Consider the following 14367-nt stretch of genomic DNA (forward strand, 5'->3'; position numbering starts at 1 on the left):
CCGATCCATTTCATCAACAGAGGTATCAAACATGCAGTCCTGGAGACTTATTTTAATCATTGCGCTCATCATCGTCCTTATCCCGACAGTCATCCTGATGAATCAGGTCGAGAAGGGCGGCAAGAGCGACAGCGCAGAACGGCAGAAAAAACAGAAGATGCTCAAGTGGTGCACCCGCCTGCTCATCGCCATTTTTCTCGTCACGCTCGCAATCAGTATGTACCAGCATTACGGCGCACTTCTCAATGCCTGATGCCCCTGAGCTTCTTCCGCAGGTTTTCACAAAAAAATATCGAAAAAAGTATTGACAACCGCCCGGTCGGTTGGTATACTATATAAGCATTGTGAAAAACCTGCGGGTGTAGTTCAATGGTAGAATGTCAGCCTTCCAAGCTGAACACGTGGGTTCGATTCCCATCACCCGCTCCATTTGATCGGTCACATGCAGGCACAGATTCCTATGCGCCAGTAGCTCAGTTGGATAGAGCAACTGCCTTCTAAGCAGTAGGCCGGGGGTTCGAATCCCTCCTGGCGTACCATTCAAACGAGTCTCACTGTGCACAGCAAAGTTGAATATGGTGGGTGTAGCTCAGTTGGTTAGAGCGCCAGATTGTGGCTCTGGAGGCCGAGGGTTCGACTCCCTTCACTCACCCCATTTTTCTTCTTCACAGTGCTGCCGCGTTGTGAAGAACATTTTTATACAGGGGCTATTCGTTTTTTCCTGCGTTACGGGGGCGTGGCCAAGTGGTTAAGGCACCAGACTTTGACTCTAGTATCGCAGGTTCAACTCCTGCCGCCCCTGCCATCCGGTTCATTAGCTCAGTAGGTAGAGCATCTGCCTTTTAAGCAGAGGGTCCGGGGTTCGAACCCCCGATGAGCCACCAACAGCCGTATTCCTTTCGGAATGCGGCTGTTTCTTTGTTTTTTGCCTCAAAAATCAACCGGGTGCGTTTTTTCACGCACCCGGTTTTGTTCGTTTATCTGCGCTGTTCGTAGGCAATTTCATAGTCTTCCTTGGGCGTGTAGCTGTCGCGCAGCTTGACGACAACGCGCCCGTCCACCACCTGCACGCTGCCCTGCGCCGGATACAGCGGCATGTCGGCAAATTCCTCCGACGCGGAAACGGAAATCATGGTTTCCTCGTCCGGCTCCTCCGCCGGGAAATTGAGCCAGTCGTTCAGGTAATAATAGAGGTGCTTGTTGCGCAGCAGCGCGGAGTTTTCCGGCACGCTGTAATGCCGCACCTGCGCATAGCTCGGAATATCTGCGCAGAGCTGTTCCTCCGGTATCGTGCCGATGATGACGATTTCCATGCCGGTTTCATAGCCCGGACAGCTCTCAATGCGCGCCAGAAGCCGCGTCGCATAGCTCTCCGTTGCGCGGTGTGCCTGCGCGGAAGCGGTGTACAGCAGGTTGTCTGTATTGAGGCAGAACAACAGTAGCAAGGCCGCTGTGCCCGCCGCCAGCGCGCCCGCATGCCAGCCCGGCTGTCTGCTGTCGCACAGATCGGCGGCAAATAATACCAGCAGGTACACCGTGACAAAGGAATATTTCATCAGCGGTGTCGGTGTGGAAAACGGGCTGAGCAGCTGCCCAAAATTCATGCCGAGCGGCAGCAGCGCGAGCATCGCGGCGGCAATGGCAATGCGCCAGCCGTCCCGGTGCAGCGTTCGGTCTGTCACATACCGCACGAGGAAATACACACCGGCCAACAGCGCCAGAATGTCCACCGCGACGAGAAAGCCATTGGCAAAGGTGTTATCCGCACCCGCACAGAAAAAGAACTGAACAACCTGTGCATACGTCGACAGCAGCAGCCGGGGAAGCTGTGCAAACGGATACCCGGAGCTGGCCGCATCCATGCCCAGATAGGACAGCAGGGTGAGATGCTTGACCTTGAGAAAGATCATCAGGATGGCGTAATACAGCACCGCACCCGCAGCAAGATAGGCCGCCATGCGCACGCCGAAGGCGATTGTCTTCTGACGCTGCGCCTTTGGCCGCAGCGTTTCCCGCAGCACAAGCAGCAGCGACAGCGAAATCGCAACCGTGACATATGCCTGATAAATACCCATCGAGCAGGCAAGGCACAGAATACCGAGCAGCCAGCCGCCCCTTCCCCGCCGTGCGGCGAGCCAGACTGACAACACTGCGAGGAAAATCGCAACGCTGTACGCGGATGCTGTGAACATATACAGGAACATGTACCCGGTGCACGGGAATGCCGCCATCAGTGCGCCCGCCAGCCCGGCGAGTACGCTGCTTCTGAACGACAGAAGCGCCGTCACCAACACCGCCGCCAGACTCAGGAACAACAGGGACAGCAATCCGATTGCCGCCGGCATCTGTGTGTAATCATTGAGTGCCGATACGAAATGCAGGAACCACCTGCCGGAAATCGTCATCTGCTGGGTGTCATAGACGCGGTCAAGCCCGTCCGAATTGGGAATGGTATTGGTAAATGCATAGAGATGCACAAGATAGCCCGTCACAAAGCAGCTGAAAAACGCGGCCTTTTGCGGCGCTTTCACCCGCTGCCACAGCGCACGCGCCTGCTGATCCATGCTCATTTCCGTTCCTCCTGTCGTCTGATTCAAGTATCATATGATAGTATTATAGTGCATGTGCGCGGACATGACAAGCGCACACAAAAAGCTCCCGGCGCTGCACGCCGGGAGTATCTGTTTTTGCCTATTTGATAATGCCGTATTGTCGGAGCAGCGCGATGCGCCGGTTGCCGATGCGCACCGCCTCCATCGCCTGATTGTCCGCACCTGTTTTGATCTCCTTTCGGTAATGCAGAAGACGGTCTGCCCACGCGGCAGGCACAAGATACGGGTGTTTTTTCAGATATGGATAGCGCCGTTCCAGCTTGCCCGGCGCGGGAAACAGCGATTTGAGCACCGTCTGACCGGCTTTTTTGCCGCGCTGGTCGGCAGAAACTGCATCGAGCGTCATATTGCTGCTGTGCTTACGGCTCATGCTGGCATCACCATAAATGCCGCTCGCCAGCATATCCTCCAGCATGGCGGTCTCATCAACGGAAATAGCCTGCCATGCCGCCGGGTAACATGCCTGTTCCGGGTCAAACGTCAGGTACATTTGCCCGATGCGGAACAGTGCTGCGGCAAACGGTACCGCATGGATCTGCTCACAACTGTGCAGCAGCCGCTGCCAGTCGATGTCCGCGCCATAGGCATTGGCAAACAGCGCGATATCACACACCTGCCGCACGCCGAAGCCACTGTGTAAAAAATGCTTGAAGGCATGGCAGATGAGATACAACAGATGGTCTGTATGCCCCATGGTGGTGAGTACTGTGTCCTGTACGGTCAACTCCGTCATCCGCTCTGACGCACCGGCAAACAGCTGATTGAGCGTGCCATATGCCTCAGAATCCGGTGGGAACAGACTTTTGTGCACTTCAAGATACAGCGGGCTGCCCGGCTTTGCATACGACACCTCATATGCATCGTCCGGCACCTGCTCCGGCTGACAGGGTGTCATGCCATATGCCAGCAGCGCCTCATGGCACAGCTGAAACTGCTCTGCCGGAATGAGTACATCCTCATCGCCGGACATACGGCAGTCCGGTTTCGGGTACAGGCTGCGGCATACAATCCCCTTGACTACACACGGCGTAACCCCTGCCTGCGCGAGATGCACAGACAGCCGCAGGAATTCACTTGTCCGAATGGTTTGCAGCATAACTGCCTGCACGGTACGCCGTTTTATCGCCCGGAACTGCTGCGGATCGGCCTGCTGTGCCGTTGGGCTGCGGTATACCGCCTCATAGACCATTGGCAGGACGCGGTGCGCATCTGCCAGCCGGAACAGGGCAGCCCAGTCCTGCGGCGACAGTTCATCCGTCCATTCGACGGTCTGATTTTCAAGGGACGCCTTCAGTGCGTGCAGAAAGCGTGTTTCATTTGTATTCATACAGCTCCTATTCCGCGGGAATGCATTCTGTCGTGACGACCTCCGGGATGTTGTTGAACCGGGGGATTTTTTCCGTGCTGCCCAGTCCGCGGGACAGCACCATGACCTTTTGCTGATCGTCAGCGTAATATAAACCGGCTTCCTGTCCGGGGAACCAGCCCTGATCCGGTGCCCACAGGCCGCCAATCAATGGCAGGCGAATCTGTCCGCCATGTGCATGCCCCGCAAACACACAATCGATCTCCCATGCGTTGATGCCGTCGTTGACAATCCAGCAGGCGGGCATATGGCACAGCAGGACGGTGTACAAATCCGTGTCCTGAAAATCGCGCAGGAACGCGCATTCCTCTTCGTCCGCCTCCCCGGTGTCGAGATATTGCTCCGGCAGGCAGTAGCCATAGATACCGCCCAGTCGAAAGGACTGTTCGTTGACCGTGATATCGGCATATGAAAGGTCGAGCACAATCGCACCGGCGTTTTCATACAACGCCGTCACATCCGTCCCGTAAGTCTGTTCGTGTTCCAGTTCATGATTGCCCAGTGAGACATAGACCGGAGCGATGACAGACAGCTGTGCGATCAGATCCGTGGCAATGTCCGTATCCGCACTGCCGGCATCGAGTAAATCGCCCGTAATGACAATCAGATCCGGGTTTTGCGCGTTTACGGTGTCCACCAGCTCCGCGTTGTGTTCTCCAAACACACTGTTGTGCAGGTCGGTCAGCTGGACAATGCGCACCGGCGTGTCCAGCTTCCGGGTCGGGATCCGGTAATTCGTCACCGTCAGGCTGTGCGCCGACCGGTTCAGCTCCGCCGCGCAGGCGACAGCCAGTGCGGCAAACACCAGCACCACCGCTGCGGCAATCCAGAGTTTCCTGTACGTCCTCATCGCACTTCCTCCCGGATCCCCAGTCCCAGCGCGCGGATGGTCTCCGCAACGACAGCTTCCTTGCGGAATTCCTGTTCCATCTTCCGGCGTCCCGCGCGCCCCATCCGGGCACGCGCATCTGCGGACATGCCGAGCATGCGCTTCATCGCCTGATACAGCGCTTCTCTGTCGCGCACCGGCACCAGAATGCCGGATACCCCGTCATCCACCGCTTCGCGGCAGCCCGGAATATCACTGGTAATCACCGGTCTGCCGGTGGCTGCCGCCTCCAGCAGGACGTTGCTCATGCCCTCATGCCAGCTCGGCAGGACAACGCAGTCTGCCGCCGCATAAAACGGGCGCGGCTCCCGCTGAAAGCCGTGGAAAACCACGACGCCTTCCTGCTCCAACTGTGTCACCTGCTGCTTGTATTCGTCTTCAAAAAAGCCGACCAGATCGAGTACAAACCCCGGCTGCTCCGCATGCAGCTTCTGCGCCGCCGCGAACAGCTCATCCATGCCCTTTTCCTTCATGATGCGACCCAGATACAGGAAATGAACCATTTCCTGTGCAGGATACGGCTGTGCAGCGTATTGCTCCAGATTGATGCCCGCGCCGTGCAAAATAGTTTGTTTTTCCTGCGGAATAATGCGGCGCGCCTGAAATTCCGCCGCGTTACCCGTGTTTTCAAAAAATACCGTGCGGACTTTTTTGAATGCCAGCCGATAGAGCAGCGTCACGAACTGCGCCAGTCCCGGCTTCTGAAAAGCGGTACCCAATCCCTGTACGTTTGCGCAGAACGGGATACCCATCGCGCCGCACAGCAGCCCGCCATAGATATTCGGCTTGATGGAATAGGTGATGACCAGATCGGGCTTCTCGCGCCGCAGCAGCCTGCGGTATGCCGCAATCAGCCGGCTGTCGGTCGCGGGATTGATGCCGCGCCGGTCGATTTTGGTGTCGATACAGCGCAGGCCCAGCGCCTGAAAGTCGTCCTCATGCCCGACAAACGGCATGCTGAGGACGACCTCATGCTCCTTTGCCAGCTCCTGAATCAGCTCGCGGCGGAACCGCCACAGCATATACGAATGGTTGGTCAGGATCAGAATTTTTTTCATTTTCCATTCTCCCTGTCCCCGATGGCACCCGTGCCGCCCTCCACAACGCCATCCTGTCGGAGGACGGAGAAAATCGTGCCAAAGAAGCATTTCACATCCATGCCAAAGCTCAGATGCTCGACATAATAGCCGTCCAGCCGCGCCTTTTCGTCAATCGCCAGTTCATCGCGGCCGTGAATCTGTGCCCAGCCGGTCAGACCCGGGCGGACGGCATTTGCGCCGTACCGGTCGCGCTCCGCAATCAGGTCATACTGGTTCCACAGCGCCGGGCGCGGGCCGATGATTGACATATGCCCGACAAAGATATCCCAAATCTGCGGCAGCTCATCCAGGCTGGACTTGCGCAGAAATGCGCCCACCCGGGTGATGTAGCTCTCCGGGTTTTCCAGCAGATGGGTCGGTACATCGTGCGGCGTGCTCATCTTCATGCTGCGGAATTTATGTAATTGAAAATATGTCCCGTCTTTGCCGACGCGCTTCTGTGAAAAAAAAGCCGGGCCGGGATCGTCGATTTTGACCGCAACGATTAAAATCAGATACAGCCACGACAGACAGACCAACCCGCAAAGCGACAGCACGATATCGAGCAGCCGTTTGAACACCTTTTGATACATCGTGAAATCCCCTCGTTTTCCGCGCCCGGCAGTCCAGGGTGGGCTGCCTGCCGCATGATCTCATAAATTTACATATCCGGAAATATGGCGGACACCTGGCCGAATCAAAAAAATCCGTCATATTTCGGAAATTTTGTCCGATTTTGCGGCTGCCGCGCGCCTGTCCGACCGGAACACGGTGGACAATCCGTGCCGCCATATCAGTATTTTATTATATCACGCGGCACATCGGCGGGCAATGGCTTTCCGCATGGTTGCGCCCGCAATTTTAGCGTGCGGAGGGCGATGCCGGTCTGAGCCCTTGCATCCGGCGGCGCAGTGCATTATACTGAAAGCAGAATTAACTTTTCCCAAAGGAGTGTTGTTTCCATGAACGCTATCATTCAGAATATGCTCGACCGCCATTCCTGCCGCAGCTTTACCGACCAGCCGATTGAACAGGAAAAGCTGGACGATCTGATTACTGCCGCTGTCTGGGCGCCGTCCGGCATGAACAAACAGACCTGGCATTTCACACTGATTACCGATACCGAAAAAATTCAGCAGCTCGCTGCTGCCATCCGCAAGGCGGACAACCGTCCGGCGAATTACAATTTCTACGCGCCGACTGCATTCTTTATTGTTTCCGGCGAGCGCGACAACCGCAACAGCATGCTCGACGGCGCGGCCGCACTGGAAAATGTCCTGCTGGCTGCCACCTCGCTCGGCCTGGGCAGCTGCTGGATCAATCAGGTGCGCGACACCTGTGACGCGCCCGAGGTTCGTGCACTGCTGACGGAGTTCGGCGTGCCGGAAACACATATTGTCAACGCCGCCGCTTCGCTCGGCTATGCTGCCGCACCGGCCAATGTGCACGAGCGCGCGGAAAATACCGTTTCCATCGTCAAGTAAACCAACACATGTTTCGGAAAAGGAGGCTATTTATGGATCTTCAAAAGCAAATTGCTGCCTTACAGCAGATGATTGACGAATCAAAGCGCATCGTCTTTTTCGGGGGCGCAGGCGTTTCCACGGAAAGTGGGATCCCGGATTTCCGCAGTGTTGACGGCCTGTACAACCAGAAATACAAATTCCCGCCGGAAACCATCCTCAGCCACTCCTTTTTCGTGTCGCAGCCGGAGGAATTTTACCGGTTCTATCAGGATAAGATGCTCGCGCTGGACGCGAAGCCGAACGCCGCGCACCGCAAGCTGGCGGAACTGGAACAGGCCGGCAAGCTGACCGCCGTCATCACCCAAAACATCGACGGGCTGCATCAGGCAGCCGGAAGCAAAACCGTGCTTGAGCTGCACGGTTCGGTACACCGCAACTACTGTCAGCGCTGCGGTAAGTTCTACGATGCACACTATGTCAAACAGTGCGGCGGCGTGCCCAAATGCGAATGCGGCGGCACACTCAAGCCGGATGTCGTGCTGTATGAGGAATCGCTCGACGAACAGACACTCAACGACAGCGTGCGTCATCTCGCCAAAGCGGATATGCTCATCATCGGCGGCACATCGCTCGCCGTCTATCCCGCCGCGGGCCTGATCCACTACTTCAACGGCAAAAACCTTGTCGTCATCAACAAGGGACAGACCCAGCGTTCGACCGGCGCAAACCTGACGATTGACGCGCCCATCGGCGCGGTCATGGAGCAGATAATCGTCCGATAAAACAGCGACAGCCCTTCCCGCATGGGAGGGGCTGTTTTCTGCTCTTTTCCCCCACGTGGGGAAAAGAAGAAACGCCGAACGCGGGGAGGCATTCGGCGTTTCTGCATGTCGTGGAAGTTTTGGGGGATGATAAACACAACATGCAAAATTGGGGATGATATAAAGCACTATCTGGGGGATGTGACCGTGCTTTAAACAAAATTGGATTTTGTTGAAACCGCCCATCTCTGAACGATTCTGGCATTATTATAACGCATTGTATCGGAAGAAGTCAATACATCCGCAAAATATTTTTCATTTGCCACGTATCAGCGCACAAAAGGCGGTTAAAACAGCCCTGCCGGGTCAACGGCATCGCCTTCCTTCGTGACAGCCAGATGCAGGTGCACGCCGAGCGCCTGCTCCAATGGCATCGGGCTGCCCAGCTCCGCGAGTTGATCGCCGCCCTTCACGCTGTCGCCTTCGGAGACGGTAATGTTGTCCAGTCCGGCATACAAACTATTCATATCCTGCGTATGGCTGAGGATGACATATTTTCCATAAATGGTGTCGTCACCGACGCGGAGCACTGTGCCGTCGGCGATCGCGCGCACGGCATCGCCCTCCTCGCCCGCATAATCTGCACCCTCATGTGTGCGCCAGTCGCGCGTGGTCTCATTGTATTCCAGTGTATCGCCGGAAAAGGCATGCGATACATCCGCATCCATCGGCGGCGTGAAGGTCGGTGCGGCAGCGGTCTGCTCCGCAGGCTCGTCCTTCTCCTGCTCCGTGTCGGCAGCTGCTTCCGCAGCTTGCGCGTCGGCACTGTCGTCTGTATCCTCTGCGGGTTCGGTTTCCATCGCCGGGACGCGGTCGAGCGGCTCGGATGCGCTCACGCTGTCATCCGCTTCATACAGGTATCCGTCCATCGGATCTGCCTCCACCGTCTGCGGCGACGCAAACAGCACATAGGCCGCCACTGCAACCGCCAGCACACACAGCAGGAGAATCATGTAAAAGCCCCTGTCCTCACTCCACCACCGCGCAGCTTCGTTCGTTTTTTTCATCTCAGCACCTCCAGTACCCCCAGTATGGCCCAAAATGCGCGGAGCTATACCAATTTTTTGCAGTCCATTCCGAAATTTTTCTGTTTCGGTGTAAAAAACTGTTGCGCTCCCGCACAGGATGTGTATAATAGGTATTGCGAGTTTGATAAACAAGCATAAAAAGTTTAGTATTTGTAAAGAACAGGCAAAGGAGGCGCGCCGGCGGCATGCCGGCAAAAAAATGGAAATCGGTTCAAAAATCAAGCGGCTGCGTGCACAGCAGGGGCTGACGCTGGAAGAGCTTGCCTCCCGCTGCGAGCTGACCAAAGGCTTCCTGTCCCAGCTGGAGCGCGACCTGACCAGTCCGTCCATCGCCACGCTCGCAGATATTCTCGAAGCGCTCGGTTCATCGCTGTCGGAATTTTTCAGTGACACGCCGGAGGAACAGATTGTGTTCGGGCAGGCGGATTTTTTTGAAGACGCGCGCGACGCCTGCACCATCCGCTGGATCGTGCCCAATACCCAGAAAAATAAAATGGAGCCCATCCTCGTCGAACTGCCGCAGGGCGGACAATCGTTCCCGTCCGGCCCGCACGGCGGCGAGGAATTCGGCTATGTGATCGCCGGCACGGTCACACTGGTCACCGATACCGCCGCCTATACCGTCCACAAGGGGGAAACCTTCTATCTGGACGGGAAACGCGGTCATTATCTTCGCAACGACAGAAAAACAACGGCACAGGTGCTGTGGGTCAGCACCCCGCCGCTATTCTAGGGCAGCCTTCCGCCCGGGTTAGGAGAGGGATATGAACAAACTGATTGAAATCAAAAACATCGTCAAGGAATTCGACGGCCAGCGCGTGCTCGACGGCATCTCGCTGGACATTTATGAAAACGAATTTGTCACGCTGCTCGGCCCGTCCGGCTGCGGCAAAACCACACTGCTGCGCATCATTGCAGGCTTTCTGGACGCCGATGACGGGCAGGTTATTTTTGACGGCCAGGACATTTCAGGCCTGCCGCCGTACAAGCGCGAGGTCAACACCGTATTCCAGAAATATGCGCTGTTCCCGCACCTCAACGTATATGACAACGTCGCCTTCGGCCTGAATCTCAAAAAGGAACCGAAGGATATCATCGAGCAGAAGGTCAGCCGTATGCTGCGCCTCGTGGGTCTTGCGGGCTTTGAACAGCGCCGCATCAACCAGATGTCCGGCGGACAGCAGCAGCGCGTCGCCATTGCGCGCGCACTGGTCAACGAGCCGAAGGTGCTGCTGCTCGACGAGCCGCTCGGCGCGCTCGACCTCAAGCTGCGCAAGGACATGCAGCGCGAGCTGAAAAAAATCCAGCAGGAGGTCGGCATCACGTTCATCTTTGTCACGCATGACCAGGAAGAGGCGCTGACCATGTCGGACAAAATCGTTGTCATGAAGGAAGGCTCGATTCAGCAGATCGGCTCACCGGTCGATATTTACAACGAACCGATCAACCGCTATGTCGCAAACTTCATCGGCGAGAGCAACATTGTCGACGGCGTCATGCCGTGTGACCGCCGCGTCATTTTCGACGGGCATCCATTTGAATGCGTCGACGCCGGCTTTGCGCCGAACGAAGAGGTCGAGGTTGTCATCCGTCCGGAGGATCTCGACATCGTCCCGCCGGAACAGGGCAAGCTGCGCGGCACGGTCAAATCCGTCCTGTTCAAGGGCGTGCACTATGAGACCATCGTTGAAACACGCCGCGGCACATCGATCACCGTCAAGATGAATGTCTCGACCGACCAGCCGGTTGTCAACGAAGAAGCCGGCGAACTGATCGATGCGGACAGCTTCTATCTGGACGCGGAGGACGTCGAGGAACTGACGGACGCAAAAATCATCGCCCGTGCAAATGCACAGGCGTGGAAAAAGGACACCGAAGGGGGCGTGTCCATCAGCAAGATTTCCTACTCCATCCGCCCGGAAAACGGCCGCTATCCGGTGACATTCCGCACGGCGGCGGGCACCTCCATCACGGTTGATATGATCGTCGAGGATGCAAACCGCGTGCAGTCGGAGGAATATCAGGAGGAAATTTACGCCGTAAACTTCTCCAAATCGGTCGATGACATCAAGGAATCGATGACGCTGGACAACGACCTGATGGTATGGGCGGACGCTTCGGCATGGAGCCTCGCCCCGGAGGACGACGGCGCGCGCATCCGCATCACCGACGTCATCTACACATTCGACTGGGAAACCATCACGCCGGGCGTCTATGACATCACCTTCGCCACGCAGGGCATGGAATACAAGGTGGACACCACCGACCGCACCGAGCCGGGTGACATCGTCGGCCTGCAATTTACACCGGATGATCTGCACATCATGAAGAAGGGGTGAGCATATGAAACAATTCCGTTCGATGGCCTATCCCTATGTCGCCTGGATTTCCGTCCTCATCGTCGTCCCAATGCTGCTGATTATCGCATATGCGTTCACCGTCGAGGGCACGGCATTCTTTCAGGGACAGTTCACGCTGGCAAATTTCGCGCGCTTTTTCAGCGATGCGGTGTTCATCCAGGTACTGCTGCGTTCGCTGCGCGTCGCCATCCTGACCACCATTGTCTGTCTGCTTCTGGGCTATCCCGCGGCGTATGCGATTGCGCGCGCGGGCAAACGCAGCACCTTCCTCATCCTCGTCATCACACTGCCGACCTGGATCAACATGCTCGTGCGCACGTATGCATGGGTCGGCATTTTGCAGGATGACGGTCTGCTGAACCATCTGCTCGGGCTGTTCGGCATCGGCCCGCTCCAGATGATGTACACCGATTTCGCCGTTGTACTCGGCATGGTTTACAACTTCCTGCCGTTCATGATTCTGGAAATCCACACCTCGCTGTCCAAAATGGACCCGTCATTTTTAGAGGCGGCAAGCGATCTCGGTGCAAACCGCACACAGGCATTTCTCAAGGTCACGCTGCCGATGAGTGTGCCGGGCATTGTCTCCGGCATCACGCTGGTATTCCTGCCCGCTGTATCCTCCTTCTTTATCCCGAAGCTGCTGGGCGGCGGACAATATGTCCTCATCGGCAATGTCATTGAATCACAGTTTCTCACCTCGGGCAACTGGAGCTTCGGCAGTGCACTGTCGCTCATCATGGCGATTATCATCATGCTGTCCATGTTCCTGACCCGCCGACTTGACCGCAACAGGGGGATTGAAGTATGAAAAAGAAAAAATTTCCGCTGACGCGCGTCATTCTGGCAGCTGTGATCGCGTTCTTTTATATCCCGATTGTGTATACCGTCGTCTTTTCGTTCAACTCATCGCGTTCGCTGACCCATTTTTCCGGCTTTTCCCTGCGCTGGTATGAAAAGATGTTCGCCTCGTCCACGACCATGAACGCAATCTGGATGACATTTGTCATCGCAATTCTGGCGACCATTCTTTCGACGATCATCGGCACGATTACAGTCATCGGCCTGTCCAAATGCAGCCGCCCGCTGCGCTCAGCTGTCAGTATGATTAACGACCTGCCGATTATGAACCCGGATATCGTCACGGCCATCGGTCTGCTGATGTTCTTCGCAACGATGGAAATCAGCAAGGGCTTCGTCACACTGCTGCTCGCACATGTTGCATTCTGTACGCCCTATGTCATGCTGTCCATCACGCCGCGGCTGCGCACACTCGATCCAAATCTCGCGGATGCGGCACTCGATCTCGGTGCAAATCCCTGGCAGGCGCTGTGGCATGCGATTATCCCGCAGCTGATGCCGGGCATTGTCTCCGGTGCACTGATTGCCTTCACCATGTCATTCGATGACTTCGTCATTTCCTATTTCGTCACGGGCAACGGCGTGCAGAACATCTCGATTCTCGTCTACACGATGTCCAAGCGCATCAATCCGTCCATCAATGCGATTTCCACGCTGGTTATCGTCATCATCACGGCGGTGCTCATCCTGTTCAACCTGATTCCGATCATCCGCGACCGCGCCATGGGGCGCCGCAAAAAGGAGGAAACCGCATGAAACACAGATGGCTTTCCGCCGCCCTGAGCGGTACACTGCTGCTCGGCCTGCTGACCGGCTGCGGCGGCCCGGGCACGGAATTTGACGGCACCAACCAGACCTCCGGCAGCTCCGACACGCTTAAAATTTACAACTGGGGCGAATACACCGGAGAAAACCTCATTGATAATTTCGAGGACGAATATGACTGCCATGTTATCATGGAATATTTCGATTCCAATGAGATGATGTACACCAAGATCAGCGCGGGCGACAGCTATGACGTACTCATTCCGTCCGACTATATGATCGAACGCCTGATAAAGGAAAACTATCTCCAGCCGCTCGACAAAGAGATTATCACCAACATCGATCTGCTGGCGGATGACTGCCGCGGGCTGGATTACGACCCGGACAACACCTATTCCATCCCGTATTTCTGGGGCTCGGTCGGCATCGTCTACAACAAAAACACAGTCTCCCGCGATGACCTCGAGCGCGAAGGCTGGAACATCCTCGCGGACACCAAATATGCCGGCAGACTGTATCTCTATGATTCCGAGCGCGATTCCTTCATGATGGCGCTCAAGGCGCTCGGCTATTCGATGAATACCGACAACGAGGATGAGATCAATGCGGCATATGAATGGCTGTGCAACGTCAACAACACGATGAAGCCGGTTTATGTCACCGATGAAATCATCGACAACATGATTAACGGCATCAAGGACATCGGCATTGTCTACAGCGGCGATGCAGCCTATATCCTGTCGGAAAATCCGGATATGGGGTATTACTGTCCCGACCAGGGCACAAACATCTGGAGTGATGCGATGGTTATTCCGAAAAATGCCTCCAATCCCGAGCTTGCCAACCTGTTTATCAACTATGTCCTGACGTATGACGCGTCGATGGACAACACGGAAACGGTCGGCTATACGTCCTCCAATGCGGAAGTCATGGCGGATGCCTACGGCGAAGGCGGCATTTACGAAGGCAATGAGGCGTATATCCCGCGCTCCGGCTACGACAAGGATGAAGTATTCCGCGACAATGAAGTGCTGCGGAAAAAGCTCTCCGAGCTGTGGATTAAAGTCAAGGCAAAATAATTTTGCCCGCACATACAAAAAGCAGAGAATGGAGCGCTCCA

General features: G+C 56.0%; 13 protein-coding genes, 5 tRNA genes and 1 pseudogene. 13 read left to right on the forward strand and 6 right to left on the reverse strand.

Annotated features, from left to right (window positions below; translation table 11 throughout):
• Window positions 1–31 precede the first annotated feature (31 nt).
• The 6 genes from CBW42_RS01040 to CBW42_RS01065 all read left to right on the forward strand — a co-directional run bounded on the left by CBW42_RS01040 (window position 32) and on the right by CBW42_RS01065 (window position 884).
• A complete protein-coding gene (locus CBW42_RS01040; protein WP_087016875.1) occupies window positions 32–253 on the forward strand; it encodes a hypothetical protein in 222 nt (73 codons plus the stop codon).
• A gap of 102 nt (window positions 254–355) precedes the next feature.
• A tRNA-Gly gene (locus CBW42_RS01045) sits at window positions 356–429 on the forward strand.
• A 33-nt stretch (window positions 430–462) separates the two neighbouring features.
• Window positions 463–539, forward strand: a tRNA-Arg gene (locus CBW42_RS01050).
• A 39-nt stretch (window positions 540–578) separates the two neighbouring features.
• Window positions 579–655: transfer RNA gene (locus tag CBW42_RS01055), tRNA-His, on the forward strand.
• A gap of 75 nt (window positions 656–730) precedes the next feature.
• Window positions 731–805, forward strand: a tRNA-Gln gene (locus tag CBW42_RS01060).
• 3 nt (window positions 806–808) lie between these two features.
• Window positions 809–884: transfer RNA gene (locus CBW42_RS01065), tRNA-Lys, on the forward strand.
• Between the two features lie 93 nt (window positions 885–977).
• On the opposite strand, the gene CBW42_RS01070 is transcribed toward CBW42_RS01065, so the two are convergent.
• The 5 genes from CBW42_RS01070 to CBW42_RS01090 all read right to left on the reverse strand — a co-directional run bounded on the left by CBW42_RS01070 (window position 978) and on the right by CBW42_RS01090 (window position 6539).
• A complete protein-coding gene (locus tag CBW42_RS01070; protein WP_087016877.1) occupies window positions 978–2570 on the reverse strand; it encodes a glucosyltransferase domain-containing protein in 1593 nt (530 codons plus the stop codon).
• A gap of 121 nt (window positions 2571–2691) precedes the next feature.
• Window positions 2692–3939 carry a nucleotidyltransferase domain-containing protein gene (locus CBW42_RS01075; RefSeq protein WP_087016879.1) on the reverse strand — a complete coding sequence of 416 codons (1248 nt, stop codon included), beginning with the start codon at window positions 3937–3939 and terminating at the stop codon, window positions 2692–2694.
• Between the two features lie 7 nt (window positions 3940–3946).
• Entirely contained in the window at window positions 3947–4828 is an 882-nt protein-coding gene (locus tag CBW42_RS01080) for a metallophosphoesterase (protein WP_087016881.1), read from the reverse strand.
• Window positions 4825–5925: a glycosyltransferase family 4 protein gene (locus CBW42_RS01085; protein ID WP_087016883.1), complete on the reverse strand. Its 1101-nt coding sequence runs from the start codon at window positions 5923–5925 to the stop codon at window positions 4825–4827. Before CBW42_RS01085 ends, CBW42_RS01080 begins: the two co-directional genes overlap by 4 nt.
• Window positions 5922–6539 (reverse strand): sugar transferase, encoded by a 618-nt coding sequence (locus CBW42_RS01090; protein ID WP_087016885.1) that lies wholly within the window; start codon window positions 6537–6539, stop codon window positions 5922–5924. The genes CBW42_RS01085 and CBW42_RS01090 overlap by 4 nt, the downstream gene beginning before the upstream one ends.
• Window positions 6540–6908: 369 nt before the next feature.
• On the opposite strand from CBW42_RS01090, the gene CBW42_RS01095 reads away from it, so the two are divergent.
• Both CBW42_RS01095 and CBW42_RS01100 read left to right on the forward strand, forming a co-directional pair.
• Window positions 6909–7430 (forward strand): nitroreductase family protein, encoded by a 522-nt coding sequence (locus tag CBW42_RS01095; RefSeq protein ID WP_087016887.1) that lies wholly within the window; start codon window positions 6909–6911, stop codon window positions 7428–7430.
• 32 nt (window positions 7431–7462) lie between these two features.
• On the forward strand, window positions 7463–8194 hold the full coding sequence (locus CBW42_RS01100) for an NAD-dependent protein deacylase (RefSeq protein ID WP_087016889.1): 732 nt from the start codon (window positions 7463–7465) through the stop codon (window positions 8192–8194).
• Between the two features lie 326 nt (window positions 8195–8520).
• Here the strand turns inward: CBW42_RS01100 and CBW42_RS01105 are convergent, their stop codons facing one another.
• Window positions 8521–9240, reverse strand: a complete 720-nt coding sequence (locus CBW42_RS01105) for a M23 family metallopeptidase (protein WP_087016891.1) — start codon at window positions 9238–9240, stop codon at window positions 8521–8523.
• 220 nt (window positions 9241–9460) lie between these two features.
• Between CBW42_RS01105 and CBW42_RS01110 the strand changes: the two genes are divergently transcribed.
• The 5 genes and pseudogenes from CBW42_RS01110 (at window position 9461) to CBW42_RS14895 (ending at window position 14326) form a co-directional block, all read left to right on the forward strand.
• Window positions 9461–9994 carry a helix-turn-helix domain-containing protein gene (locus CBW42_RS01110; RefSeq protein WP_087016893.1) on the forward strand — a complete coding sequence of 178 codons (534 nt, stop codon included), beginning with the start codon at window positions 9461–9463 and terminating at the stop codon, window positions 9992–9994.
• Between the two features lie 31 nt (window positions 9995–10025).
• Window positions 10026–10973, forward strand: a pseudogene (locus CBW42_RS15305) (ABC transporter ATP-binding protein); the annotation flags it as partial.
• Between the two features lie 631 nt (window positions 10974–11604).
• Entirely contained in the window at window positions 11605–12432 is an 828-nt protein-coding gene (locus CBW42_RS01120) for an ABC transporter permease (RefSeq protein ID WP_087016897.1), read from the forward strand.
• Window positions 12429–13238, forward strand: a complete 810-nt coding sequence (locus CBW42_RS14890; protein WP_165760995.1) for an ABC transporter permease — start codon at window positions 12429–12431, stop codon at window positions 13236–13238. Before CBW42_RS01120 ends, CBW42_RS14890 begins: the two co-directional genes overlap by 4 nt.
• Complete coding sequence (locus CBW42_RS14895; protein ID WP_165760996.1) at window positions 13235–14326, forward strand: ABC transporter substrate-binding protein; 1092 nt, start codon at window positions 13235–13237, stop codon at window positions 14324–14326. The genes CBW42_RS14890 and CBW42_RS14895 overlap by 4 nt, the downstream gene beginning before the upstream one ends.
• The last annotated feature ends 41 nt before the right edge of the window (window positions 14327–14367 follow it).

This window comes from Butyricicoccus porcorum (genome assembly GCF_002157465.1).
GTDB lineage: Bacteria > Bacillota > Clostridia > Oscillospirales > Butyricicoccaceae > Butyricicoccus_A > Butyricicoccus_A porcorum.